The 25,739-nt window shown below is 56.9% G+C and carries 27 protein-coding genes; 13 read left to right on the top strand and 14 right to left on the bottom strand.

Annotated features, from left to right (window positions below):
- The first annotated feature begins 36 nt into the window (after nt 1-36).
- Nucleotides 37-663, top strand: coding sequence for an undecaprenyl diphosphate synthase family protein (locus tag LUQ43_RS05855; RefSeq protein ID WP_299965042.1), 627 nt, complete (start codon nt 37-39; stop codon nt 661-663).
- A gap of 9 nt (nt 664-672) precedes the next feature.
- On the opposite strand, the gene LUQ43_RS05850 is transcribed toward LUQ43_RS05855, so the two are convergent.
- From LUQ43_RS05850 to LUQ43_RS05840, 3 genes are all read right to left on the bottom strand, one after another.
- Nucleotides 673-1,380, bottom strand: coding sequence for a hypothetical protein (locus tag LUQ43_RS05850; RefSeq protein WP_299965039.1), 708 nt, complete (start codon nt 1,378-1,380; stop codon nt 673-675).
- Nucleotides 1,381-1,455: 75 nt separating this feature from the next.
- Nucleotides 1,456-2,223, bottom strand: coding sequence for a polyprenyl diphosphate synthase (uppS, locus tag LUQ43_RS05845; protein ID WP_299965036.1), 768 nt, complete (start codon nt 2,221-2,223; stop codon nt 1,456-1,458).
- Nucleotides 2,220-3,212, bottom strand: coding sequence for a radical SAM protein (locus LUQ43_RS05840; RefSeq protein ID WP_299965034.1), 993 nt, complete (start codon nt 3,210-3,212; stop codon nt 2,220-2,222). Before LUQ43_RS05840 ends, uppS begins: the two co-directional genes overlap by 4 nt.
- Before the next feature lie 501 nt (nt 3,213-3,713).
- Between LUQ43_RS05840 and LUQ43_RS05835 the strand changes: the two genes are divergently transcribed.
- From LUQ43_RS05835 to LUQ43_RS05825, 3 genes are all read left to right on the top strand, one after another.
- Nucleotides 3,714-5,240 (top strand): hypothetical protein, encoded by a 1,527-nt coding sequence (locus LUQ43_RS05835; RefSeq protein WP_299965032.1) that lies wholly within the window; start codon nt 3,714-3,716, stop codon nt 5,238-5,240.
- Nucleotides 5,237-6,871, top strand: a complete 1,635-nt coding sequence (locus tag LUQ43_RS05830) for a PKD domain-containing protein (RefSeq protein ID WP_299965030.1) — start codon at nt 5,237-5,239, stop codon at nt 6,869-6,871. The genes LUQ43_RS05835 and LUQ43_RS05830 overlap by 4 nt, the downstream gene beginning before the upstream one ends.
- 178 nt (nt 6,872-7,049) lie before the next feature.
- Entirely contained in the window at nt 7,050-8,873 is a 1,824-nt protein-coding gene (locus LUQ43_RS05825; protein WP_299965028.1) for a PKD domain-containing protein, read from the top strand.
- A 331-nt stretch (nt 8,874-9,204) separates the two neighbouring features.
- On the opposite strand, the gene LUQ43_RS05820 is transcribed toward LUQ43_RS05825, so the two are convergent.
- Genes LUQ43_RS05820 through LUQ43_RS05800 form a run of 5 tightly spaced genes read right to left on the bottom strand, consistent with a single transcriptional unit; the run spans nt 9,205 to nt 15,065 of the window.
- Nucleotides 9,205-10,572 (bottom strand): hypothetical protein, encoded by a 1,368-nt coding sequence (locus LUQ43_RS05820; RefSeq protein ID WP_299965026.1) that lies wholly within the window; start codon nt 10,570-10,572, stop codon nt 9,205-9,207.
- Nucleotides 10,573-10,630: 58 nt separating this feature from the next.
- Nucleotides 10,631-12,160, bottom strand: a complete 1,530-nt coding sequence (locus tag LUQ43_RS05815; RefSeq protein ID WP_299965024.1) for a small ribosomal subunit Rsm22 family protein — start codon at nt 12,158-12,160, stop codon at nt 10,631-10,633.
- 42 nt (nt 12,161-12,202) lie between these two features.
- Nucleotides 12,203-14,254 (bottom strand): type B DNA-directed DNA polymerase, encoded by a 2,052-nt coding sequence (locus LUQ43_RS05810; protein WP_299965022.1) that lies wholly within the window; start codon nt 14,252-14,254, stop codon nt 12,203-12,205.
- Nucleotides 14,241-14,468: a hypothetical protein gene (locus LUQ43_RS05805; protein ID WP_299965020.1), complete on the bottom strand. Its 228-nt coding sequence runs from the start codon at nt 14,466-14,468 to the stop codon at nt 14,241-14,243. The genes LUQ43_RS05810 and LUQ43_RS05805 overlap by 14 nt, the downstream gene beginning before the upstream one ends.
- A 42-nt stretch (nt 14,469-14,510) precedes the next feature.
- The gene (locus LUQ43_RS05800; protein ID WP_299965017.1) at nt 14,511-15,065 is read right to left on the bottom strand and encodes a hypothetical protein; all 555 of its coding nucleotides are present in this window, start codon (nt 15,063-15,065) and stop codon (nt 14,511-14,513) included.
- An 84-nt stretch (nt 15,066-15,149) separates the two neighbouring features.
- On the opposite strand from LUQ43_RS05800, the gene LUQ43_RS05795 reads away from it, so the two are divergent.
- Nucleotides 15,150-15,848 carry an SOS response-associated peptidase gene (locus LUQ43_RS05795; protein WP_299965014.1) on the top strand — a complete coding sequence of 233 codons (699 nt, stop codon included), beginning with the start codon at nt 15,150-15,152 and terminating at the stop codon, nt 15,846-15,848.
- A 3-nt stretch (nt 15,849-15,851) separates the two neighbouring features.
- On the top strand, nt 15,852-16,100 hold the full coding sequence (locus tag LUQ43_RS05790; protein WP_299965011.1) for a hypothetical protein: 249 nt from the start codon (nt 15,852-15,854) through the stop codon (nt 16,098-16,100).
- Between the two features lie 714 nt (nt 16,101-16,814).
- Here the strand turns inward: LUQ43_RS05790 and nadA are convergent.
- Nucleotides 16,815-17,735, bottom strand: a complete 921-nt coding sequence (gene nadA, locus LUQ43_RS05785; protein ID WP_299965008.1) for a quinolinate synthase NadA — start codon at nt 17,733-17,735, stop codon at nt 16,815-16,817.
- A 104-nt stretch (nt 17,736-17,839) separates the two neighbouring features.
- Between nadA and LUQ43_RS05780 the strand changes: the two genes are divergently transcribed.
- Both LUQ43_RS05780 and LUQ43_RS05775 read left to right on the top strand, forming a co-directional pair.
- A complete protein-coding gene (locus LUQ43_RS05780; protein ID WP_299965005.1) occupies nt 17,840-18,034 on the top strand; it encodes a MoaD/ThiS family protein in 195 nt (64 codons plus the stop codon).
- A 4-nt stretch (nt 18,035-18,038) separates the two neighbouring features.
- A complete protein-coding gene (locus LUQ43_RS05775; protein WP_299965002.1) occupies nt 18,039-18,971 on the top strand; it encodes a TIGR00269 family protein in 933 nt (310 codons plus the stop codon).
- Here LUQ43_RS05775 and fdhD read toward each other — a convergent pair whose 3' ends face one another.
- The 3 genes from fdhD to LUQ43_RS05760 are packed head-to-tail and all read right to left on the bottom strand — an operon-like array spanning nt 18,972 to nt 20,967.
- Nucleotides 18,972-19,790 carry a formate dehydrogenase accessory sulfurtransferase FdhD gene (gene fdhD / locus LUQ43_RS05770; RefSeq protein WP_299964999.1) on the bottom strand — a complete coding sequence of 273 codons (819 nt, stop codon included), beginning with the start codon at nt 19,788-19,790 and terminating at the stop codon, nt 18,972-18,974.
- A complete protein-coding gene (gene larE, locus LUQ43_RS05765) occupies nt 19,787-20,596 on the bottom strand; it encodes an ATP-dependent sacrificial sulfur transferase LarE (RefSeq protein WP_299964995.1) in 810 nt (269 codons plus the stop codon). The genes fdhD and larE overlap by 4 nt, the downstream gene beginning before the upstream one ends.
- Nucleotides 20,597-20,622: 26 nt before the next feature.
- Complete coding sequence (locus LUQ43_RS05760) at nt 20,623-20,967, bottom strand: transcriptional regulator (RefSeq protein ID WP_299964992.1); 345 nt, start codon at nt 20,965-20,967, stop codon at nt 20,623-20,625.
- Between the two features lie 196 nt (nt 20,968-21,163).
- Here LUQ43_RS05760 and nifS point away from each other — a divergent pair, with 196 nt between their 5' ends.
- From nifS to LUQ43_RS05735, 5 genes are all read left to right on the top strand, one after another.
- Nucleotides 21,164-22,360, top strand: coding sequence for a cysteine desulfurase NifS (gene nifS / locus LUQ43_RS05755; RefSeq protein WP_299964989.1), 1,197 nt, complete (start codon nt 21,164-21,166; stop codon nt 22,358-22,360).
- On the top strand, nt 22,350-22,787 hold the full coding sequence (gene nifU / locus LUQ43_RS05750; RefSeq protein WP_299964987.1) for a Fe-S cluster assembly scaffold protein NifU: 438 nt from the start codon (nt 22,350-22,352) through the stop codon (nt 22,785-22,787). Before nifS ends, nifU begins: the two co-directional genes overlap by 11 nt.
- A gap of 103 nt (nt 22,788-22,890) precedes the next feature.
- Complete coding sequence (locus LUQ43_RS05745) at nt 22,891-23,640, top strand: HesA/MoeB/ThiF family protein (protein ID WP_299964984.1); 750 nt, start codon at nt 22,891-22,893, stop codon at nt 23,638-23,640.
- Entirely contained in the window at nt 23,637-23,915 is a 279-nt protein-coding gene (locus LUQ43_RS05740) for a ubiquitin-like small modifier protein 1 (protein ID WP_299964981.1), read from the top strand. Before LUQ43_RS05745 ends, LUQ43_RS05740 begins: the two co-directional genes overlap by 4 nt.
- Before the next feature lie 15 nt (nt 23,916-23,930).
- Nucleotides 23,931-24,353, top strand: a complete 423-nt coding sequence (locus LUQ43_RS05735) for a molybdenum cofactor biosynthesis protein MoaE (RefSeq protein ID WP_299964978.1) — start codon at nt 23,931-23,933, stop codon at nt 24,351-24,353.
- 101 nt (nt 24,354-24,454) lie between these two features.
- On the opposite strand, the gene LUQ43_RS05730 is transcribed toward LUQ43_RS05735, so the two are convergent.
- Together LUQ43_RS05730 and LUQ43_RS05725 are read right to left on the bottom strand one after the other, a co-directional pair.
- Nucleotides 24,455-25,198, bottom strand: a complete 744-nt coding sequence (locus tag LUQ43_RS05730; RefSeq protein WP_299964975.1) for a metal-dependent hydrolase — start codon at nt 25,196-25,198, stop codon at nt 24,455-24,457.
- 29 nt (nt 25,199-25,227) lie between these two features.
- Nucleotides 25,228-25,647 carry a hypothetical protein gene (locus LUQ43_RS05725; RefSeq protein ID WP_299964972.1) on the bottom strand — a complete coding sequence of 140 codons (420 nt, stop codon included), beginning with the start codon at nt 25,645-25,647 and terminating at the stop codon, nt 25,228-25,230.
- Nucleotides 25,648-25,739: the final 92 nt, after the last annotated feature.

Here is a 25,739-nt window from a genome sequence, read left to right as displayed (position 1 = left end):
AAGGATATTTACCATGGAACCGCAATACAGTGTGGAATGATCTACTGGCTCTATGAACAGCTGCTCAGGCGGCAGATTACCGATCTGCCTGCGCAGGTCTGTTTCATGATCAGCGGGCAGGAGCTTGCCCGTGCACCGGACTCCCTGTATCACGTAACGTCCTGGTGCAACGAGATCACCTCCCGTGTTTCCCGGTACGGGTCCGCAACGGAGGGGATCCAGGGCCTTATGTTCCATATCGCCACACCCGCTCCCGGAGACCTGGATCAGTACCTGCCCGCGATCCGGAAGATCAGCACAATCGCCCGGCTCAGCCTTTTTATCGGTGACCACCGGGAAGTATCAGGTACCGGTATGGATGTCATGGTGGCGATCGGCAAAAGCGGGAGAGAGGAGATCACCGCGTGCATCCGGAAGATGGCAGAGGACCATGTCGCCCCGGAATCCGTGAACGAGAAACTGATCGAGTCCTACCTGACCTTCCAGTATACGCCGGATATGGTGATCAAGAGCGGGGGCGACCACCTCACCGACTTCCTGATCTGGCAGTCGGTCTATTCGGAGCTCTTCTTCTCCGATGTGAACTGGGGGCTGTTCCGGAAAGTGGACTTCCTGCGGATACTGCGCGATTACCAGGCGCGGATCCGGCGGTTCGGGAAATAACAAAAATGTTCATTTAAGCCGGATATTCATCCAGCAGGGCTCGCCGCCAACCGTCTTCTCCGTCAGGGCAAACTGGTTCTTGAGGGCTATCGTGACCGCTCTCCGGTCCGGCACCGGTGTTACCTTGTGTTCCCTGCACCACCGGGTAAAGGTCTGGTAGAGGAGATCCTTGGGAACCGGTGTCTCCTGCCCGTCATCGCGGGAGATCGCCTCGGCAACGAACCGTCTGATCGGGGACTCCTTTGCCGTCCCTTTCCTTCCCGGCCGGGTATCGGTTTTCCTGGTTTTTGGCAATGACGGGGCGGGTTCCGGAACGGGATGCGCCTCTGTTTTTTCCTGCGGAGTGACGCGCCCGGGCAGGACGGCTGGTTGTTTGGAGGCCGGTAGCCGCGGCACCAGTTTCACGGCAACAGGGGAATGCGGGTCGTCGGCATTGATGACCGGATGGATTCCCGCCGGGGGTGCAGGTCGGGAGGTCGCAGGGGGGACGGTTTCTCCTGGTGACAGGGCACCGTTCTGTGCAACAATAACCGGGGCAGCGGGGATTGCACCGGCAGGTTCCTGCGGGCGGTAATCGATCCCGGCTGCACCGGCCAGCGCCCGGTTGCAGATATCATTGATATCAAGACCGGATGCCTGCGCCTGTACGAGGATATCTTCCCTGAGGACAACGGTTGTCTGGCACCATTGTACCCCCACTCCTTTCTTTGCCGTCATAACCGATCAGTCCTGATCTGTTGTTCAAGAGAAATAAGGTAAGCGATTGATACGCGGCGGTGCAAAAAAAAGGGTTCAGGTGTTCTTCTGGGCAATTCTCTGGTCGTAGATGCGGATCGCCCGCAGGAGATCGATCTTCCGGAACAGCGGCCAGTACGGTGCGCAGAAGTAGACTGCCGATTCATAACCTGCCGCCAGCCATGGCAGGAAGTTCGAGGTACGGCATTCATTGCCGGTCCGGATGATCAGGTCAACCGGGGGGATGCCCTTTCCCTGGTGGAGGTGCTCCTCGACCATGCGGACATCGATCTTCTCCGGATCGATGCCCTCTTTCCTGACCTCGTCAAGGATATCCCGTGCGGCAAGCACGATCTCGTTTCTTCCCCCGTATGCCAGCGCAATGTTGAGGTGGAAACCCGTATGATCTTTCGTGGCTTCTTCAGCCTTCCGGACTGCTTCCCGGAGATCATCCGGCAGCAGCGAGGGGTCGCCGACCATCTGCACGTGGATCTTGTACCGGGTCACCCGCTCATCCGTCAGGACGCCGAGGAACTTCTCCCGGAACATCGTGAAGAGATAGCCGACTTCATCCTTCTTCCGGGAAAAATTCTCGGTGGAGAACGAGTACAGCGTGATATGGCGGATGCCCAGTTCCTGCGCCCAGTCGAGCACCTCCTCCAGCTTATCGGCACCTGCCTTGTGGCCGTAGGTGGTATCGAACCCGAGCATCTTTGCATACCTGCGGTTGCCATCCATGATGATGGCAATGTGGTTGGGAATGTGCCGGCACTGCCGCACAAGCTGTCGTTCGTATACTGGTTCGAGCAGCTCGCGCCAGGTCATAGCGGTGTCATCTCCACGACCATGCCCCGGTTCGGGTAGCGTTCGATCACGTACTTGTTGCCCGGGAACTCACCGGCATATTTCTCAAGGAGCCACCATGCCATCTCGATATGATCGTCGCGTTCCTCGAAACTGTCCGGTTCCAGCCGCTCGCCACAGACCTGGATCATGGCCTCTTTCCGGCCTTCGAGAGGTTCAAGAACCCCGTAGACAATAGTGCCGTCGTCCGTAATCTCATCGAACGGCCGTGCGGTGTTCTCAGCGATCCGCTTCAGGCGTTCGCGGAGCTGGACGGAGTCCTTGAAGCCCGAGGAGCACCAGTGCACCTTCCCGTGCCGGCAGAGTTCTTCCGCCCATGCCTTTGCCCCGTCAATGGCATTGTGCAGCTCGTCGGCAAGGTCATACCCGCGTTCCCGCATTGCATACGCGTTGGTCTCCCCCCATTCGAGCTCGTTGATGTTGAGGAAGTCAAGGTACGGGAGTGCCGGGATGAGCAGTTCGAGCCCCGGGAGTGCGGGGACTTCGATGCCGATATCGAATCCCATCTCCTTTGCCCTCTTCGCAGACCGGATATAGTCCGTATCGAGGATCGTGTCCCACAATTCGCGGGGCGGGTGGAGGCGGATCTCGTCAACGAGCCCCTTCATCTGCCCCAGTTCCTCGTCTGTCGGCGCTTTTGCGGTATACAGGTGGATCTGGTGTTCAGGTCCGAAATGCTCCTTGAGCATCCGGCAATACAGCGTTACCTTATCGAGGCAGAGGAGCGGTTCGCCGCCGGTGACCCCGGTCCCGAGGGCGCTCATCATCTCTGCCACTTCGATGATCTGGGACGGGATATCAACGGGGACTTCGTTCGCATAGACCGTGTCGGTTCCCTTCCGCTCCGATGAGAGGGGGCAGTACCAGCAGGAGCGGTGGCAGCGTCCCGTAACAAAGAGCACCATCTTTGCGCCCTGGTGGCAGAGCACACATCCTTTTGCGAGCGACACAATTGCACCTGTTCCCGTACTCCGGTGGGGAGAGCGGAAATGAAATGTGATCTCAGTATTGGTGTGCCGGCATCAAAACCCTTCTGTGCAGGGCCCGGTAAAGCGGCTGGTCATATCAATGCCGGAAGATCCCGGTAATGGTGCCCGGGCCCTGCCTGCAATCCCCCGGGAGATCGATTTGTACCCATCCGACCCCCCTCACCCAAAAAGGCCCTAATTTATCCGGTTCTCCGGTGTAAAAAGTGCCTGTTTTTCAGCGGAAATCCGGAAGGGGATGTAGGGGGTCGGACCACTTTTTTCGATTGGATCGGGATGTCTGGCAAGGAAACAGCGTGAAATTTTACGGTGGTGAATCCCGCAGGAGACCGGGTGTACGGGGATCTGTAATTATGTGCCCGACCCCCTTCTGGCCCCGTGCGGGGTCCGGTACTATGAGAATTCCGGATGCCCGCATTTACGGCACTGGCACCTTTATTAGCCAAGCCATACACGAGTTATTGGATGATGAGTGACGGTGTTGCGGGAGGAAGCCGGGATACCGGCCTCTCCGAAGTGATCGGGTTTGTGCTGATCCTCGGATTGCTGGTTGTTGTCGCATCACTGTACCTTGCCTATGGTGTTCCCGCCCAGGGCCGCGAGAACGAGATCCTCCATATGAACGCGATCAAGGACCAGTTTGTCGCGTTCAAACTCAGTCTTGACTCGCTCTTTACCAATGACAAGGTGGGTACCACCCTGAGCAATTCGTTCACGCTAGGTACGAGCGGGGGATATACGGAGGGGATGCTGAGCTTCATCCCTATTATGAGCCCGGTCAATTCCGGTGGTACGATCGCGATCAACCAGAGGACCACGACGCCCGAGACGCTGAATATCTCGTCCCGATCGCTGATCCTGAATAATACATACCGCACTTCGGTCGATCTTCCGGCGCAGGCTAATTATACGCCAAGCCATGTGTATGTCAATATTTCAGGAATACAGAGCTCGGATCTCTCCGCCAGCAATAGATTCGGGGCAACGGTTAATACGACCACATGGGCTGTTTATGTGAACCTCACGCCGGAAACATCGTTCTATCAATGGTACCAGACATATGATCCAACGTCTTCTAATGATTGTCTAGCCTCCCCTCGAAATCAAAATGGGACTCCTATTTTTATTAGTAACAGCATCTGTCTCGTCCCTATGAACGCATATGCCTTCAATGGCACGGATCTCTCCATTTCTGTAAATCGCGGGGGTGTCGTTACGATGGAGAATTACCCGGTATACCGGAATGTCAAGGCTGGTTCAACCTATACTATTGACCTCATGGATCCGGCATACGGCATCAGTTCATCGATTCAGACTGTTGATGGTATCAGTATCAAAACGGATATGCCACTTGGATCGATCAATGCAACGGGAAATATCAGTTATGGTTTTACTGAATTAAATCCCTACACGATATCCCCGATCCCGCTCGGAGCGGTTGAATACCGCGCCCAGAACAGTTACTGGATTGCCCAGGATTATTATTACCAGATGGGAGGGATCTTCCTCTCCCAGAACGATGGCAACACCACCTATAAACTTCCCCCGGAGATCACCTTCTCCTACGACAATGTCTCTCTCACCGATCCCACCAGGAATATCGTGACCGTGAACATCAACGCCCTGGTAATCGATCTCAATAACCGCGGGATTGTCGGAGGGAACAGCCCGGTCCAGATAAAAACCCAGATGACCAATGTTACGCAGTTACCCTATGCAACGGGTAAAGCCAATACCAAATGGATCCGAATTGCGGTGAACACTTCCGACAGCCAGGCACGGGAAATGTGGAAGAATTATTTTGACTACTCGGCAACCGTCAATAACATCCCCCATTACACGGTTGGTGAAGACGGGACGGAAGTCTTCATCCGTATCAACGGGTATTATGATGACACGGTCACTGCGTCATCTGTCTATGATATCAACGTGATAGCATCGGAAGCAATTTATTCGACCTCCATCCACGGGATTGGCGGAACACTCGAATGAACCAGCAGCACCGGGAAACCGGGGTATCGGAAGTTCTCGGTGCCATTATCCTGGTATCCGTCATCACGCTTGGCATCGCCATCGCGGGAGTGACAATCCTCTCCAGTCCCCAGAAGCAGACAATCCCTGCCGTGTCTTCTGAAGTGTTACCTCTGGACAACCAGCTCCTGGTATCCCATAACGGGGGCGACACTATCCGGAAATCCGAGATGGCAATTATGGTTGACGGGGTGGATAAAACGGCTGCATTCACGCTCCTGAATGGCAATCCGTGGTCGAGCTGGACCGTGGGTGATACCCTTGTGTACCAGGTTCCATCGGGTCAGCAGTTCCCCAGAGGTGTGCAGATCATCTATCTGAACGGGCAAAACTCCTACCTGATTCAATCCTGGGGTGAACCGGTCAGCCCGGACACAACGGTAACCGCAACCCTCTCTCCCACCGCAACAACGACCACGGTCACTACCTCAATCACGACCTCGACTTCAACACCGGTCACGACAACCCCGACACCGGTACCCCTGTTTGTCCTGTTCAACGCCACACCCACGAGCGGCTATGTACCGCTCTCGGTGCAGTTTACCGATCAATCAACCGGCCCGGTTACTGCATGGAACTGGTCCTTTGGCGATGGCAATATGTCCTCGGTGCAGAACCCGGTACACAACTATACCGCGATCGGAAATTACACGGTCAGCCTGACGGTCACCAGTGCGTCGGGTTCCAGTACCCTGACAAAGATGGACTACATCCAGGTAACTGAGGTGCCTTTTGTGACGTATGTCATAGAGAATGATGTCTTTGTCTACGGAAACCAGCTGAGTTTCTCCGGTGATTATGTTACCGGACCCAATGCCACGGTCATCCTCACAGAATCACTGATCACCAGTGACCTTAACGGGGGAACCTCAATTGCAGTACACACTCTCTATGTCGATGGTGATGTCTACCTTGACGGGGGAAGTGCCGGACTGGGCTCGTCTACCAATCCCGGGAATATCTATGTCAACGGTGATATGACCCTGTGGAATGGTCAACGGGATATCTATGGGGATGTCTATGTCAACGGTAATTTCGCGTTAAAGGATGCACTGATCCATGGGAACGTGTATGTGAACGGCGACGTTACCCTGGGCTGGACTCCCACGCTTGATGCGGATTCCTACATCTATTACACCGGCACGCTCACGATTCCTGATAATTATAATCATCCGGAAATTGTCACCAAATGTCTCCACGTGGATACCGTTCCGGGATTTTCCATGCCCACGCAGGAGATCCCCTCGGTAAAATCTGCAGCATGGTACGCGGCTCGGGGATATGTATCGAGCGGGGCCCTGGCAGACAACCTCAAAATATTTGCCAACAGTTACACCTCCAGTTCATGGACCACCTCTGTCAGCGATGTGGTCATTATCGCGAGCACGGGCGATATCTCCATCACCGGACTTGGCGGGAGCGGTGTCCGGGGTGTGTTGTTTGCCCCCAACGGGAGGGTGACGTTCAGTGGAGGATTCTTCGAAGGGGTGGTAATCGCCCGTGACGGGTTTGATGTCACCAGCGGAGGGACACTCGTGACCTTCACGAATCTTGAGACCTACTTCAGCAGTCCTGATGATTATCCCTTCTGATTTTTTTATAGGGAGAATCTCCCTGATATCCGGGCTTCGGACGGTTCTTTCGTCTTTGCTGAATGGCCGCCATACTCACTGCTCAACGGTCAGACGGCACGGGCCTGCAGGCAAGAAATACTAATGAGAAGAGAATGCATTACATAATTTAAGAGTGAACTAAAAAAGTAGGTAATTCATGCCGCGACAATCCCTGCCACATGCCCGTGAATCCGGTGCATCCGAACTTATCGGCGCTATTTTACTCATCTCCATCGTCATTGCGGGAATAGCCATTATCGGCGTGATGCTCACCTCAGCAGGAACTCCCCAAAGAGTCCCTGCCCTTGATGCGGTTATCTCCAATATCGATCGCACCGTCTATATTTACCATAATGGCGGGGATGCACTGTCCAGCAGTGATGCGATCATTCTTGTCAACGATCAGCAGCGATCGTTCTCCAAGAACCGTGATTTCAACTGGACCACCTGGGGTGTCGGGGATACACTGGCATATACCGTTCCCGGTACAGATCCCATCAGCAATGTGAAGATCATCTATGCCCGTGGCGGCGCTGCCTCATCAGTTCTCTCGGAAGCGCAGTTCGGGCCTGAAGGTATATCTACCCCGGTTCCCGTCGTACATGTCCCTGATGCCAGTTTTAACGCGACCCCGAGATCCGTGTATATCACATTCCCGGTGAACTTCACGGATACTTCCCTCAACACCCCGACATCATGGTTATGGGATTTTGGTGATGAGACCACATCGACGGAACAAAACCCCTCCCACACGTACACGCTGGTGGGGGTGTACACGGTGACGTTGACTGCAACAAATTCTGCGGGTAGTGATTCAGAGACCCAATCACAGTACATCACGGTCACTGCGGGTAATGGACCCGTAGCGAACTTCAGCGGAACTCCGTTATCCGGCTATGCCCCGCAGACCGTTGCATTCACCGATCTGTCGACAAACAGCCCGACCACCTGGTCATGGAACTTCGGTGATGGTGGAACGTCAGTCCTCCAGAACCCCACTCATCAGTATACCGTTGCCGGGACGTACACGGTCTCCCTGACCGTGACAAATACATCCTCTGGTGTAACCAATACGCGGACGAAAGCAGACTACATCCTGGTAAAGACCTTTGCCCAGTACGTTTCCGACGAGAATGTTTTTGTCTATGGCAGCAAGCTGTATTTCCAGGGTAAACGCGTAACCGGGCCCGGCTCCACGGTTATCATTACCGGAACCTCCATAACCACCGGTGACTTTAATGGCGGTGCCTTTATAGATGTCAGTAATATCTACGTTGACGGGGATGTTAATCTGAATACTGGCAGTGCAAGCTGGGGTTCGTCATCCAGTCCCGGGATCATCTTTGTCAACGGGGACATGACGGTATTGTCCGGGGGACGTGATCTCTACGGTGACGTATATGTTGCGGATAATTTCGATATAAAAGATGCAAAGATCCATGGAACTGTCTATGTAGATGGTGATGTTACCCTTGGCTGGACACCAACACTTGATGCCAATTCATATATTTACTATACCGGTACGCTCAATCATCCCTCCTCCTATAATCAGGCAATATTAGACAAGTGTGTCAAGCAGGCAACGGTGCCAACCAGGACTATGCCCGACCTTACGATACCTGCGGCGAAAACCCCTGCCTGGTATGCAACGAACGGATATACTTCATCGTCAAGTGGACCGCTGGTCAGCAATATGAAGATCATTGCGGATACGGGTTATTCGTCCAGTTCCTGGGGATCTGCGGCGAGCAACGTGGTCATTGTCGCCCGCACGGGAGATATCACCCTGGCCCAGGGTGGAGGTTGGGGAGATCTTACCGGGGTTTTATTTGCCCCCGGGGGGAGGGTGAGCTTTACCGGAGGTGACTTTGAAGGGCTGGTCATCGCGAAGGATGGTTTCTATGTTTATAATGGCGGAACTACGGTAACGTTCAAGAATCTTGCTGACTATTTCAGCAGCTCAGCTGATTATCCCTTCTGATTTTTTTAGTGGAGCCCTGTTGATGTACCCGTAGTGTAACATGGCATGTAATCGTCTCATCGGTAATCCAGTTGTACGGACAGAACATCATGCGCATGCAGTATTCCCCTTATTGACCCGGCAGAATCACAAAAGAACCATGCATGATACCGAAGGCATGACCTGATGATTATTGTACTATGACCTGATACACCGCGTGCCGTGCATCCGAATCTGTACTATTTGATGTGAGTCGGGGTCGTTCTGCACGCCTTGATTGAGGTTATTTCAACTGCTGTAACCGGTGTTACACCGTTATTGCAGTCATCTGCCCGGAACACCCCGGGCAGGCTTAGATTCTCGTATGGATCTCCACGCTGCCCAGGGGGATTGTGGTATTGGCGAGATCAATCACGGTCCCGTCTTTATACACTTCCACTGCCAGGGCATTTGCAGACCCGTCCGCCTTCTCCAGCACGGCATCAATGGTCCCGTTCTTCATCACCATCTGGTAGATCCGGTCCCCGGATGCATTGATCTCCTGTCGCTGACCGTTCGGGCTGAGGGTGCCGGTATAGTTCCCCGGGTAGGCAACATGCACCCAGACACCGGTCGCGGGTATGGAATACTGCACCGGGAAAGCGGTCGGTTCTGGTGTGACAGGGGTAATTGTCACGGTCGGGGCTGCCGTTGCGGGAAGGGCGGTTCCTGCAATTGCCGGTCCAACGGAGACATGCATCTCGACAATGCCCCCGGGTTTGGTGGTTTCCTGTCGTTCAACGGGAACCCCGCCATTATAGATCCCCACTTCAAGGGGGTCTGAGGATCCCTCGAGCTTCTCAATGAACGCCGTGATCATGGTATCCTGGACCGGCAGCTGGTACACATGCGTCCCGGAACTGTTCACGTCCATACGCCAACCCCCTGCCGAGAGGAAGCCGGTATAATTCCCCGGGCACATGATCTTTGCGTAGATACCTTTTCCCGGTACCGATCCGGGCGGAAGGGGCACCTCCGGCGTGGCAGTTGCAACGGGCACGGGTGTCGTGGCCGGGCCTGGTGCTGGGGAGGGTGCTGGCGTGATGCCGGATTTTCCCCCGGCAAGGCCGGATGAGGCGGCCTTATCCTCAGGCCCCGGTATCGGGACGATCATGGCGCCAATCAGTAACGCGATAATGAGAATTATCGACAGGATTGTCACGAGCGGTGACGGGGGCTTTGGTTCCTCCGGGAGAGGACTGGTAGTGCCCCCCAGCATGCCATACACGGTCCATTCCGGGGCTGCAGGACGGCCCGATGCCAGACCTCCTACGGGGATGACGGGATCCAGTTCCTCATGGATACTGCGCGTGGGGAAGGGGGGCTGGTTCGGGGCAATCCGGATCGGGACGTCATGATCCTTCAGGATTGCCATCCCTTTGTCACGGTTCTGGACATTCCTGCCGGCGTCCAGGTGAATATAAATGAGGATGATATCCCGTGTACCGCCCTCCGGCAGGGGGAGTGTCAGGCGTATGTATGGTTCGTACAGTTTGTTGGTGTCTGCAACGGCAAGTGCGATGCTGGCAAAAGGGATGTTCTCTGCCGGAATCCGTGACTCCGTGTTCACGAGAATGAGACGGCTGTCGGTGAAAACCCCTTCGTAACTGACCCCGTTGATGATAAGCCTCTGCGTGGTATGCATGACGGCCTCATTATCATCGAGGTTCAGGTTATCCATGGGGCACCGGTCTCCACTCTAATTACTGTATGTATCCCTCATTATAATCACTGCGTAATCACCGGGTCGTTCGGCCCGCTGCATACGATCGTTCGCCCGCCTGGGATTCGCGGATCTCCGTGTTCCGGTTCACGAGCAGGTTGTAGGCATTGTGCTCCTTGTTGTACCGGACGAGGACACCCCGTATCTCCAGCACCGTGCCATACGGTGCTTCCCTGATAACCTCGTTTTCCGGCGTCATATGGAACGCCGGAACGACAGCGTAGACGGGTGTCTTTGCGGTCCCGTCGCAGATCTTGAAGAGATGGTTTTTTGCATCCCCCAGATCGCCGCTCATCTTTGCGACAACCACATTGATCCGTTTCTCCACGTGCAGCTGCAGTTTCGAGAGCCGGGGGAACTTTGCCTCGGAAGTAACCCGGTAACCGTCACGGTTCAGCCCGGCATGGCGCAGGACTGCATAACTGTACTTGATGTCGGTATTCATGTACCGGTAGTACTCCTCGCAGTGGGAAAGGGTCTCCATCAGCCGGGTCTGCCGGATGGCAGGAGCCGTGGCAAAACTCCAGCACCGCGGGGCTGTGCAGGGTGTGCCCCGGATGAACGGGCAGGGGGCATGCACGGCAAGCCCTTTCTCCGCAAGCCCGACTACAAGGTTCCGCATGCGAAGGGAATTCTCCTCGTCGGCAGGTTCAATGATCAGGATCACGCCGTCCGGTACCAGCCTCCCTGCGATCCTCTCCACGATCTCTGCCCTGCGATCATCTGCCGGATCCGCCAGTTCGCCCAGGACATTGGAGAAGATGATGAGGTCGAATTTTTCCGGAAGCGAAGACGGGAGAGGGTCGCGGATGTCTGCTTTTGCGGGATTCTTGATCGAGACCTTTCCCCCTATGGGGACATATGCTTCCCGCAGGGCAAGGAATGCTTCTACGTGCTCTTCGGAACGCTCGATAGAATAGACGCTGGCTTTTACTTCGTCAAGCCGTGAGAAGAAGTCGGCGATGGCGAGCGGGACAACGCCCGGCCCGGTGCCGACATCGAGGATGGTCATCGATCGCTTCAGCATCCCGTCGCTCGCGAGCCGGGCGAGCAGGTGCTCCGTCTGCATGAAGTAGACCGGGAAATGGTAGGCGAGGTAGCCGAGCACGCTGTACCCCTTTGTGTACCGGAGGGAACGCTTCTGCAGCGGTTTCCAGTAATCGTCTTTCTGGGCAACGATGGCCTTTCGGAGCCGGTCGAGGATGACGGGGTCGTCCCATGCGGTTCCCACCTTCCTGGTGATGTACCGCTCGATCGCTTCGGCAAGGGCAGCCGGCATCTCCTTCCTGTCGAGGAACGCTGCGGTGCGCTCCTGTTCCCCGGTATTCAGGACAAATGGCTCTGTCGGAAGGATCCGCGAGATCTCCACATCCCCGCCAACCTTTCTTGCCACAAGGCCGAGACGGGCCAGTTCCGGGGCAATACTCTGGTAGAGGTCATCGACCGGTTTTGGCTCATCGAGATAGGGGATGATCTCGGAGAGACGAAAGACCGGTTTTGTCCCGGCAACATATTTTATGGTAGAGATCAGCGTGTTTCCGGCCATATCCTGCCGGATAGTTGGTGACCCGCCCACATACATCTTTCGTCAGAATTCGTCAGGACACAATCCCTGCATGGGTTCCGTGTCTGCGGGTGCTGACCCGCCGGCAGGCCAACCGGATCCCCCGCTCCTGGATCGTCCCGCCCGGAACGCGTACGCGATCTCGTCCCATGCCTTCTCCAGCAGCTGCCGGTAGTACGGGAGATCAAAGGTCTCTGCACTCCCGGCGGGGTCCACCCGGTACGTGCGTGCATCCCGGACAACGTACCGGATCTTCATGCCCGGGGCAAGCTCCGTGCCGCTCTTCCGGTACGCGTCAACTGCCGCCCCCTCGATGCAGCGGTGGGAGTAGTTCAGCCGGCTGATCCTCCGGCTGATGACCAGTTCGCCTGCGGGTGCCGAGGGGAGACGCTCCGCTGCCTGGTGGTAGATGCTGCGGACGTCGTCCCACGCTCCGGCCAGTTCTGAAACCGTCCGTGCCCGGCCCATTGCGGCGAGCATGGCTGCCTGCATGGTCCGGATATACTCCGGCGTGTCGTGCCGGCGTGCAGCAATGCCCCGCACCTTCACGCTGCCATCGGCAAGCCGGCCATAGTAGCGGGTGTAGGCACCGGAGCCGTTTTTGAGCGGGAGAAAGACGATCCAGTCATAGTGATCGATCTCAGAGGATAGCCCGGACTGCCGGTTGATCGCGTCCTGGAGTGCAGTGACCGGTGAGCCCTGGACCCAGAGGCAGTCCACGTTCCCGTGCAGCACGGCAAACCCCAAGGTATCGGCAATCGTTTTTGCCCCGAGCAGGATCTCGCGCGACCGTTCGGTGATCGCCTCGTGCACCTCGATCCTGCCGAACTTCGCGTTCTTATAACCGGTGTAGCCGAAGCAGGTGACGAGCATCCACTTGAGGATCGCGTCGATGCCGGCAAGGGATGGATCGATCTTCTTCCGCTGCTTTGTGGCAATCCTCATGTCGAGCAGGGGTTCGAGGGCAATGGGGAGGAATCCCCGTTTTTCTGTATCCGTGTGCCGGATGGTCTCCGGTGAGAGGTTTGCCTTGACGATGATGGAGGGGTACATGGAGGTGAAATCGATCTCGTCCACGTTTTCAAAGATACCGGGCTCCGGCTGGAACATCATCCCGCCCCGGTCGCCGGTCCGGAGCGAGGCGAGTTTCCGTAAGGATTCTGCATCGCTCTTGCGGAACGGCACCGCGATCCCCCGTCTCACCGCCTCGTACGTCTCGTAGGATGAGATGAGGGTGCCCGGGGTGAGCCGGGAGACGAGACAGGGGTTAAGTCCCGAGAGCCGGGCACCCATGAGCACGCCGGCAAGACCCCCTTCGCGGTACACGAAGGACTGCTCGGTATCGATCAGGATCCTGCCGTCCGGGATGAGTGCGGCATCCTTGTGCTCGACCCTCCCGTAACTCCAGTAGGAGCGGGAGCCTATGGAGCGGTACTTCCCGTTCCGGCTGAAGGGCAGGGTGAGCCCGGCGTTACCCGCCTTTGCTGCCAGGATCGGCATCCAGAGATCGGCATGGGGCATGAGGATGACATCCGGGTCACAGGAGGTAAGGAGCGTGCAGAGATCAAAGAGCACTTCCTGTTCGCTTCCGGCAAGGTGTTCGGTGCGGTCGTGGATGACTTCGATTGCGGTGCAGGAGCGGGTTGGGGATGGGTTGCCTTTGATCCGGATCTCCATGATCTTCAGGTCATGGGCAATCTCCGGTGAGAACCGGGTTGTCATATCCGTGCTGCACGGGACGATCCCGTGTTCCGCCATGAAGCGCTGGTCGCGCCGCACGTCCACGTTGAAGAGCTGAACGGCAAACCCCGTCTGCTGCTCGATCGCCTCCGCCACCGGGCGCCCGGCAAAGACCCGGTATCCTTCGCATTCGCCAAAGATGGTTGAAAACCGGCAGGGTTCTGCACGGTACTCCTCTTCGAGTGCAACGAGCATCTCATGGTGGGCGTCCGGGTCCGGGAGCGTGAGACAGAATGGCGGATCGTATGCATGGTGGATTCGCTGTACTGTCCCGTTTTCACCTTTGCTCCACAGGTCAACGCCCCCTTCGCGGTATGCCGAGTCAAGGATCCACACCGGGCACCTCCCCCTCTGTCTCTCCGTCAACAAAGCGCTCCGCACGCTGCCGTGCGATCTCGACCAGTGCCGAGAAGATCGCCGCCTCCAGCGGGTCGTTGCAGCCATAGAATGCCTCGCTCGAATGTTTCCGTGCAGATGTTGCGATGTGCTCAACGTGCCCCTGATCTTCCTGCCTGCATGCCCGTGGGGACCGGGTCCAGCGTTCTGTCATACTCTTCACTCCCTGCCGTATACTCACAAAACTCCTGCCCATTCAGGACACCTCCAGTGTCCTCTGCGCCCCGGATGCCCTGCCCTGTTCCCGGCATGACCTGCGGGAGGGGATACCGTGCCCCGCGTCACCCGTATTATCGGCAATGATCTCGATGATCCGGTCTGCCCTCCGGGCCAGTGCCGCAAACGAGCGGTCGCTTGCCGGTGCCCAGAGGATCACCAGGGACTCCCTCCCTGCCTGACGGAGTGCCGAGGCAACCGGGTCATAGAGCCGCTCCGCCCCGTCAAAGAGGGTCGGGTCGTGCTCGACAAAGAGGATCGTGTGGCCTGATTCCTGGATCACGGTCAGGAGCTGGTCGGCGGTAAATGGCCTGCGGGTCTCGAAATTCCCCGAAGTGCGGCTGATGCCGGTGAGAATGCGCGAGTAGTTGCCGCTGACGTAGAGGAAGAGGAAGCGCTGGAGATCCCTGTTGCTGTTGAGCGCGGAGAGGATCTTCTTCTCCGGTGCGATAACGGCGGTAAACGTGCCCGGTTGGAGGGTGATCCCCCGCGAGAGTTCGATCAGCATGGCACCGGATCGCTGCTGCACCCGCATGGATAAGGCTCAGGCTGGCGGGGGGTGAAAGTGCCCGGGATGTATCGCAAGATTGATGAACGGGAGGAGGTGAAGTGAACTGTGATGTGCGGCAGGTACTCGCTTGTCTGTATCGATGATCTTGGCAACCGTTTCCGGGTGCACAACCCGATGATCGGCGCCCGCTCGCGGTTCAATATTGCGCCGGGGAGCGGGCTGCCGGTCATTGTCCGCAACGGGGGAAGATCGGAGATTGCCCTCATGACCTGGGGACTCGTGCCGCAGGGAAGAACGGGGAGTGCCGCTGCACCACGGCTGATCAATGCCCGGGCAGAGAGCCTTGCAGAGAAGCCGGTGTTCCGCCGCCTTCTCGAATCAGGGCGCTGCCTTGTGCCTGCCTCAGGGTTCTTTGAATGGAAGACGGAAGGCAGGCGGAAGATCCCGTTTTACTTCCATCTGCCAGAGAGCCCGCTCTTTGCCTTTGCCGGGTTGTATGATTCGTGGCAGGGAGCGGACGGTCAGACGGTCTCATCGTATACGATCATCACCTGCCGGCCCAATGCCCTGATGGCCAAAGTCCATGACCGGATGCCGGTGATCCTTTCCCGCGAAGTGGAGGACCGCTGGCTCTCGCAGGGTCCACTCACCACCGATAACCTTGCGGAAATTCTTACGCCCTTTTCTGACTCGGCAATGGCGGGGATGCCGGTTGCGGATTTTGTGAATAATCCTGCCGTGGACGACGAGCGGATGGTACGACCGCTGCCTTCATCTGCCGGCAGGCAGACCTACCTGACGGACTAGATCATGCTCGATCACTGCCCGGGTGCAGCGAACCTGCGCACCCCCACCCTCGCGATCAAGAAGTGCCCGCAGTGCGGTGAGGAGGTTGAACTCTTCTCGAACGATATATCGGTACCGTGCAGCACCTGCGGTTTTGTCGTGTACAACGATACCATCTCCTGCGTCCAGTGGTGCAAGTACGCAAAGGAGTGCGTGGGCGAGGAGACATACAACAAGATCATGGCACGGGTGAAAGCGCAGGAGAGAAAATAACTGGTAATGGTACAATACCCTCACCAAAAAAATGAAGGGAACGACTTCAATATCTCATTTACCGGTTCTGAAAAGTCTGTTGGTTTTTCATGCGTCCGGCTGGCCGGATGGCATTGATAGTATGAGAGGGTACTGCGTGAATATCTCACACCTGATTCCCATGGCATGCCCAGCTTTTACCATGAACCCGGGTCCCTTTTTATGAGAGGTTGCGAGCCCTTAACCCGGTTGGTGTCATGTGAGATTTTGTCATCCCAACTCACAGTGCTGATAACCGTTCCAGCAGCAGGCGTTATACACCCACCCGTATAATATGCAATCATATATGTCAACCCCGGTAAGGCCGAACCGGTTGTTTCTTGGTGCTTCAACGCACGTGCCTCCGCGGATTGTGCACTCTATTGGCGATCCTATCTCTGCGTGCTGGACGCCCAGTCCGCTCCCATCCTGCTGATGCTCGAATATATAACACTGACATTGTTGCCCGTCGGGTATGCCTGCGGATTCCTGCATCTGGTGAGGGATTCCTGAGATCCCATACGTTGCTCCAACCAACAAAATTCCAGCAACCGACAGAGCAACCATGAATACCACCAACCGCGCGAGTGGTGACCGTCCTGCTTTTATCCCCGCCGTTTTACTATTGTCCATACTTTATCAATCGTAGTATCTTCAGTCAGGGATAATATATGTTTGTATAAATATATGCCATTTTCATGGCAGGGCGAGCATCCGTTCGATGGCGGTACGGGCCCGTGCGGCAATATCATCCGGCACGGTGATCCGGGGTTTGAGGGTTGCAAGGGAGTCCCGCACCTTCTCAAGGCTCGTCTTCTTCATGTTCCGGCAGATCGCCCCGGAAGCGAGCGGGTAACAGGACTTGCCCGGGCACTCTTTTTTGAGCCGGTGCAGGATACCGACCTCTGTCCCGATGATGAACTCCTTCTTCGCTGAGGTGGCAACCTCCCGGATTATGCCGGAGGTGCTGGCCACATGGTTCGCGAGATCGATGACCTCCGGCCGGCACTCCGGGTGCACGAGCACCTCGGCATCCGGGTGGGCTGCCCGTGCGGCCTTTACCTGTGTCGGGGTGATCCGGTCGTGGACGATACAGAACCCTTCCCACGGGAGGATCTTCTTCTTCGTGAACCGCTGGGCGTACTGCCCGAGGTTCCGGTCGGGAACAAAGATGATGGTGTCCTCCTTCACGGAGTTGACCACTTTCACCGCGTTTGCGGACGTGCAGCAGATGTCGCTCCCGGCCTTGACTTCGGCACTCGTGTTTACGTAGCAGACCACGGCTGCATCGGGGTACCGTTCCTTTGCAAGGTTCAGTTCGGCGGCCGTGATCATCTGCGCCATGGGGCAGCAGGCATCTTCCGCGGGGAGCAGGACGGTCTTTTTGGGAGAGAGGATCGCCGCGGTCTCGGCCATGAAGTCCACACCGCAGAAGACGATGACCTCGCCCTCCATTGTTGCTGCCGCCCGCGAGAGTTCCAGGGAATCGCCGGTGAGATCCGCGAGATCCTGGATCTCATCCGGCTGGTAGTTGTGGACAAGGAGGATTGCATCGCGCTCCGCTTTGAGCTGCCGGATATCGTCAATGATCTGCGCAGTGCCAGCCATCCTGTCCATATTCCTGTATCCTGTTCATCGCAGGTTTTTATTAAACCGACGCTCCCGGGGATCTTTGGACCGGATATTTATGCATACAGCCCACCCAGTACCTACATCAGGCTATGAAGATCTTCCTTCCGGACAAGAGCTGCCGCGAGGCAGATGCGGGTTCCGTAACCGTGGAAGCGCTCCTGCGGGATCTCGGGATCGATCCCATCGGGGTGATCGTTGCACGGAACGGGACGCTTGTTACGGAAGATGCCCTCGTGGAGAACAGTGACGAGGTCCGGATCATCCGGATCGCCCACGGGGGATGAGATTGTGGCTCCTGATGTTCCGGTGAAAACGCCCCGGTGCTCGCTCTGCGATGAGCCGGCTGTTTTTCATGACCGGATGACGGGCCGTCACCTCTGCCGCGGGCATTTCATCGCTGGTATCGAAGAGCGCGTTGCAGAAACCATCCGCTCCCGGAACCTGATCGTGCCGGGCGATCATGTGGTCATTGCCCTCAGTGGGGGTAAGGACAGTACTGCCCTCCTGATGATCCTTGCCCGCCTCCTGCCCTCGTGGGAATCAGTCCGCCTTTCTGCTATCACCATTGATGAGGGAATTCACGGGTACCGCGAGGATACTATCCGGTCCGCGGACGATCTGGTGGCGAAGTACGGGCTCTCCCATTCAACGGTCTCTTTTACGGAACTCTTCGGGGGAACGCTCGATGCCTTCCTCAACGGAAGGGAGCCCGAGGCATGCAGCGTCTGCGGGATCCTGCGGCGGAAGGCGCTCAATGTTGCAGCAGAGCGGACCGGGGCAACAAAACTTGCCACCGGGCACAATCTTGACGATGAAGCCCAGTCGGTCTTCATGAACGTGCTCCGGGGCGACCTGCCCCGGCTCGTGCGGGACTCCGGCAGCGATTCGCAGGGGAGGTTCATCCCCCGCATCAAACCACTCATGTTTGTCTCGGAGAAGGAGATTGCCGTGTACCTCATGCTGCATGGGGCATGGCCGGACCTTCCCGAATGCCCGTATGCGGTCCACGCCCTTCGCGGAGAGGTGCGGGGCATGCTGGCAACGCTTGAATCAAAGCACCCGGGCACGATGCTGCACCTGATGGAGAGCAAGGCGAAGATCGAGGTGCAGTGCGCCGGCAGGCTGGAAGAGGAAGCGATTCGTCCCTGTGCTGAGTGCGGCGACCCGTGCAGCGGGGCAATCTGCCAGCTCTGCCAGTTGAAGAAAACCCTGAAAAAATAATCACCGGGGGACGGGTGCAGCGCCCTCAATGCGTTCCGCGTGGGTGTAGATGACCATCTTGCCGCCCCGCGCAAACCCGACCACGGTAAGGCCGGTATTTTCTGCGGTTTCAACAGCGAGCGTGGTGGTTGCCCCGCGGGAGACGATGATGGGGATGTTCGCGATCAGGCACTTGCGCACCATCTCGGAGGAGATCCGCCCGGAGACGATGACGTAGGTCCTGGAAAGGTCGATTTTGTTGCGGAGGGCATACCCGATCACCCGGTCGAGCGCGTTGTGCCGCCCGATGTCCTCGGAGACCGCGATCACCTTCTCCTTGTCCAGCAGTGCCACGATATGGATTCCCCCGGTTGTTATATGGAGTTCGGAGTTCAGCACGGCCTTGACCGAAGTCCAGATATTCGCGGTACTGATCGCGTAACCGGACTGGATCTTCGGGAGTTTTTCGGTGTCGATATAGGATGTGCTCCCTCCGCATCCTGATAGGATCGTCTTTTTCGGGCCCAGCACCTTGAAGAGGTTCTTCGTTATGACGCTCATCCGGTTCTTGTCGATCTTGATCGACTCGATCTCGTCCACTCCCTTGATGATCTGCTCGGTGAAGAGGTAGCCGGTCACGAAGTCCTCGAGCTGCACCGGGCTCATCATCGCGGTCATCGCGTGCCGGCCGTTCACGAAAAGGGCCAGGGGTACCTCCTCGATCACTTCGTGGAGGTCTTTTTTCGTTGTCTCGCCATCGACCTTGATACAGGGAAGTCTCTTGAACATGGTGACGCCCGTTTTCTCATGATCTCCGGGGGAACCGGTTGGCCGGCTCATTTCAGCACCTCGTCCATGCTGCCGGTGCGGTAGCCTGTGAGATCGAGCGTGACATACGCGAACCCGAGGGACCGGAGTTTTTTTGTCACGGCATCTTTCTGTTCCAGTATTCTGCCCATATCCTCTTTATGTACTTCTATCCGTGCAATGTTCCCATGCAGCCGGACACGGAGCTGGCCGAACCCCCTGGCTTCCAGGAATGCCTCGGCCTCCTCGATCATAGAGAGGTTCTCCGTGGTGATCGGGTCGCCGTACGGGATACGGGAGGAGAGGCAGGCTGCCGAGGGCTTCCTCCAGACCGAGAGGCCCATCTCCCGGGCGATCTCCCGGATGTCCTGTTTCGTGCACCCGGTCTCGATGAACGGGTGGAGGATTCCCTCCTCATTGGATGCGACAAGCCCCGGCCGGTGCTCGTTCGTATCCGAGACATTCATGCCATCCGCAATGCAGGTAAGGCCGAGTTCCCCCGCCCGTTTTTTGAGGTGTATGGCCGAGATCTTCTTGCAGTGATAACAGCGGTTCTCCGGGTTGCTGCAGAAGTTCCCGTCCTCAAGGTGGGGAACGGGAATAATATCCAGAGTGAGCCCGAGGTCTGCTGCGATCTGCTTTGCCTGCTCCACCGCGGCCCGGGGGACCACGGGGCTGTCGAGGAGGACACAATGGCTCTTCTTTCCCATTGCCTCGCGAGCAAGGGCTGCAAGGAGCGTGCTGTCGGTTCCGCCGGAGAATGCGACCAGCATGGAGCCATGGTTCCGGATATTCTCCAGAAGCGCCTGTTTCTTCCCGGAAATACTCATGGTCATCATAAACGAAAAAACGGGATTAGATGATGTTACGAACCGCACCGCTCGTGGGAGGAGGCAGCGGAACCGCCGCACTGGTTCTCTTCCCCTTCGCGAAGCTGGTGGCAGATGTCGCAGGTGCGCTGGACAAGGTTGAGGTTCTTTCCCTCTTTTAAGTCCTGCGCCAGCAGCTCGATGGAGTGCTTCACATCGTTCTCAAATTCTATCCGGTACCCGCGTTTTCCCGACAGGTACTGCGATACCGCTGAGGGCGCTATCTCAAGCATCCTCGCGGCTTCCACCTGGGATACGCCGCACCGGACCAGCTCCACCGCGATGGCGGCACGGATGGCCGGCAGGACGTCCCATACGATCTTCTGACACGGAGCTTCCATCACAACACAACCTTTATGTTGTTACATATCTGACATAAGAGATTGTATTCACAATTGTGAATTGGTTGTGTCAGCACATATAATTTACTCCTGATACGGAAGGTTGCCGGCACCGGTTTTGCACGGTGCAGCCCCGTTCCATTATGGAAAGAATAATCAGACGACCAGCGCACATATTCAGGTAACCGTGATGAGCATGGGAGAGAAACGCACAGTCTACATGGATCATTCCGCGACCACGTACGTCAGGAAGGACGTACTCGATGCTATGATCCCCTATTTCACCGAACATTTTGGCAACCCCTCGTCCATCTACCACCTTGCCGGAGACTCGAAGAAAGCGATCGATACGGCCCGGGCACAGGCAGCAAAGGCCCTTGGCGCCGAACCGGATGAGGTCTACTTCACCTCCTGCGGGAGCGAGTCCGACAACTGGGCGATCAAGGGTATCGCGTACGCGAACGGGAAGAAGGGCAACCACATCATCACCACGAAGATCGAACACCACGCAGTCATCCACACCTGCGAGTACCTGGCAAAAGAGGGGTTCGAGATCACGTACCTCCCGGTTGACAAGTACGGCCTCGTGGACCCGACCGAGCTCGAACGGGCGATCACCGACAAGACGATCCTCATTACGATCATGTATGCCAACAACGAGATCGGCACGATCGAGCCCATCGCCGAACTCGGTGCAATCGCACGAAAGCACAGGATCCCGTTCCACACCGATGCCGTGCAGGCAATCGGCAATGTCCCGATCGATGTAAAGGCCCAGAACATCGACCTGCTCTCCCTCTCCGCCCACAAGTTCTATGGCCCAAAAGGCGTAGGCGTTCTCTATATCCGGAAAGGGACGAAGATCGACAACCTGATCCATGGCGGCGGCCAGGAGCGGCGGCGCCGGGCGGGAACAGAGAATATCGCCGGGATTGTCGGGCTCGGCAAGGCGATCGAGCTGGCAACTGCTGACATCGAAGGACACAACAAGCGTATCCGTGCCCTCCGCGACCGGCTCCTCTCGGGGATCATGGCGAAGATCCCGCATGCCTATCTCAACGGGCACCCGGAGAAACGCCTGCCCGGCAATATCAACATCAGTTTCGAGTTCATCGAGGGCGAATCGATGCTCCTCTGGCTGGATGACGAAGGGATCTGTGCCTCGACCGGCAGCGCCTGCACATCCGGTTCGCTCGAACCGTCGCATGTCCTGCTCGCAACCGGCCTGCCGGTTGAGATCTCTCACGGGTCGCTCCGGCTGACGCTGGGGGATGCGAACACGGACGCGGACGTGGATTTCGTGCTCGAAGAATTACCCAAGGTGGTATCCCGCCTGCGGGAGATGTCACCCTTGTATAAGGGCAAAAAGGAAGGTGGCTGCAATGTACAGTGACAAGGTCATGGACCATTTCAAACACCCGCGGAACGTGGGTGAGATCGAGAACGCTGACGGTGTCGGCGAGGTTGGTAACCCGGTCTGCGGGGACATCATGAACATTTACCTGAAGATCGAGAACAACGTCATCACCGACGCGAAGTTCAAGACCTTTGGCTGCGGGGCTGCGATCGCATCGAGCAGCATGGCAACGGAACTGGTCCGGGGCAAGACGCTCGAAGAGGCCTGGGAGGTCTCCAACAAGGCAGTCGCGGAAGCCCTCGAAGGCCTTCCACCGATCAAGATGCACTGCTCGGTTCTGGCCGAGGAAGGCATCCACAAGGCGATCAACGCATACCGGAAGAAGCAGGGCCTCCCTCTCTGGGAAGAGAAGAATCCCCACTCCCATGATGAGGATGGGGAAGGCGCAACCTGCCAGCACTAGATGTGATGGCAGGAACCGGATAGCGGTAACCCCCGCCGGAACAAGACGGCATATATAATCGCCTCATCCAACAGGAGATCAGCGATACGGCAACTGGTGAATCATGTTTTCAGAGCGTGAACGCGAACGGTACAAGCGGCAGATCCTCCTCTTCGGTGAGGAGGGGCAGGAGCGGCTGAAAGGTGCGCATATCTTCATTGCCGGGGCGGGAGGTCTTGGCTCGCCCATTGCCATCTATCTCGCGGTTGCCGGCGTGGGAACGATCACGATCGTGGACATGGATCGCGTTGACCAGTCCAACCTGAACCGCCAGATCCTGCACACCGACCGGGATGTGGGGAAGAAGAAGACGGTCTCCGCCATTGCAAAACTGCGGGAGTATAATCCGGACATCACCATCAATGCGATCGACACAACCATCAGCGCTGAAAACGTCCGCGACCTTGTGGGCAGGGCCGACGGAATTGTCGATGCTATGGATAACTATCCCGTCCGCTACCTGCTGAACCGGACGGCGCTTGAGAAGAAGATCCCGTTCTTCCATGGAGCCATCCGGGGGTTCTACGGGCAGGTGACCACGATCCTGCCGGGGGAAACCCCCTGCCTTGAATGCATCTTCCCGAAAGCCCCGCCAAAGGAGGTCTTCCCGGTGGTCGGCGTGACCCCGGGTGTCATCGGGACGGTGCAGGCAACCGAGGTGATCAAGTATCTCACCAAGAGCGGGAAGCTGTTGTCCGGTCGTCTCTTCATCTGGGACGGGCTGACCTCGACCGCTGAGGAGATCGCCATTGCCAGGAACCCGGCATGCCCTGCCTGCGGATCAGCAAAAAAGAGTGAGGGGAAGAAGAAATGACCGTAAAAGTACGTTTTTTTGCACGGTTCCGGGAACTGCTCGGGACGGATATCATCACAGAGCCCGGGAACGGGACAGTCCTGGCAAACCTTGTCCGGGATATTGCACAGAAGAACAAAGAAGGGTATGATGCCATCTTCGACGAGCAGGGCAGCTTCCGCGAGTTCGTCATCGTGATGCGGAATGGCAAACGCGTCGAGATTGCCGATGCGGGAAAGACGGCTGTTGTTGACGGCGATGAGATTGCGGTCTTCCCGCCGGTTGCCGGTGGGTGAGGACAGGGGTTTGACATGATTGCCATCCAGCATGAAGATGTGGATATCGGGAACCTGATAAGCGCGGCCAAGAGTGCCGGGACCGGTGCGGTTGTTGTCTTTGACGGCGTAGTCCGTGACGATAACATCCGGGAGATGGAACTGGAGGCCTACGAGGAAGTAGCCCTCAGGGAACTGGAGAAGATCGCAGGCGATGCAACACGGCTGCACAACCTTCTCCACGTTGATATCATCCACCGGATCGGCAGGCTCTCTGTCAGCGAGAATATCCTCATCATCGTGGTCAGCGCCGGTCACCGCCCCGATGCGTACGCAGGCTCGCGCTATATCATCGAGGAGATCAAGAAGGGCGTCCCGATCTGGAAGAAGGAACTCACCAAAGATGGCGGGCGGTGGGTGCCGGGCGAGCATGCGCACGGTGCGGGAAAAAACTCCTGATGAGCCCGCAATCGTTTTTTGGCGTTCACGATTTTTCTTAGCGCTGTACTTTTACTGCGGGAATCTGCATCTGTCCCTGACCCAGAGCTTACCCGATCGCGTCAGGTTCTCCGCACAGCGGCTGCATACGGGCTGACGGAATTATCCCTCAAGGGTCTTTTGATGCTGATCTCTGAAACGCAGAACATGTACCCGATACAGGTACAGACACCCAGGTAACTGCAGATCAGCAGGTCGTAGATCGGCCAGTGCAGGGTATACAGGAGCACAAGAAAGAGGATAAGGACCAGCCCGTGGCAGATCTGAATGCGGGGAATTCTTTTATCGAATATGTCGCAGGGCCGGATGGACCCGGCAAACCGGATGTCATTGAACGGGTAGAACGGGAAGATTCCCTTGTGGGTGCAGAGATCCTGGCCAAGGTGAAGGAGGAGTCCCAGCAGCAGTCCCCCGAGAAACACCATGACCATGGAGACCGAAATAAAACTCCTGAACGGGATCGTGAGGAGAGATGTAATTACGGCCAGGATCACGAAATACCCGACAATCCCCGGGAGGGAATGGGTCAGCCGCTTGTCATCCGGTTCGCACGCGATGTTCAGGAACCGGCGGTAGATAAAACACAGTACCGGCACACAGATCCATCTGCCTGCCCGGACGACCCACCATCCCATCCTCCGGAGAATGTTGCTTTTTGATCGCGTCATGTGGATATCCGGGAGAATGACACCGGCAACCGTCCCTGTGGTCACGAGAACCGCAGGAACCGGATTCATCTCCGCTATGGCGCTGCCCAGGATCAGGCTGCAGAACAGCCCGAGCACGACATGATGACGGGTGATCATTAACGGTGAAAAAGAAGGGTGAGCGCAGGTTACGCTGTGGCAGCCTGTTCCGGTGCAGTGAATTTCTTGGCATTCTTCTTCTTTGTCAGCCAGACCAGTTCTCCCTGCACAAAGGCAAATGCCTGCATCGGCATGACCCGGACATGGGGCGGGACGCACGAGGTATCGGTTGCCTGCGGTGTGAGCAGGTATTTCTTTATGCGGGCGGTGTTGCTGCCGTTTGGCAGGGTATCGAGTGCTGCGATCGTCTCATCAGAAGGAACCTGCGTGAACGATGCGGCAACAAAGGCGACTTCCTCGCCAACCCATTTGCTCCGGGAGATACGGTACAGTACCCCGTCAGATTTGGTGGTGCTGGCCGGTGTTATCTTCCATCCATCGCGTTCGGAAAAAATCTGGCGGAGATCGCGCTCCGCAAACAGTTCCATGACATCTTTTTGCGAGCCCATATGTATCAGACTCCGTTTGGAAGTGCGATCTTATAAGTTTTAGGAAATGTGTTTTACTTCAGTAAAAATTAAACAAAAATGGTTAAATAAAC

The sequence above is a fragment of the Methanoregula sp. genome, from assembly GCF_028679125.1.
Taxonomy (GTDB): Archaea; Halobacteriota; Methanomicrobia; order Methanomicrobiales; family Methanospirillaceae; genus Methanoregula.
The sequence above is the reverse complement of the archived record's forward strand: the minus strand, read 5'-3'. Positions and strand labels throughout refer to the sequence as shown.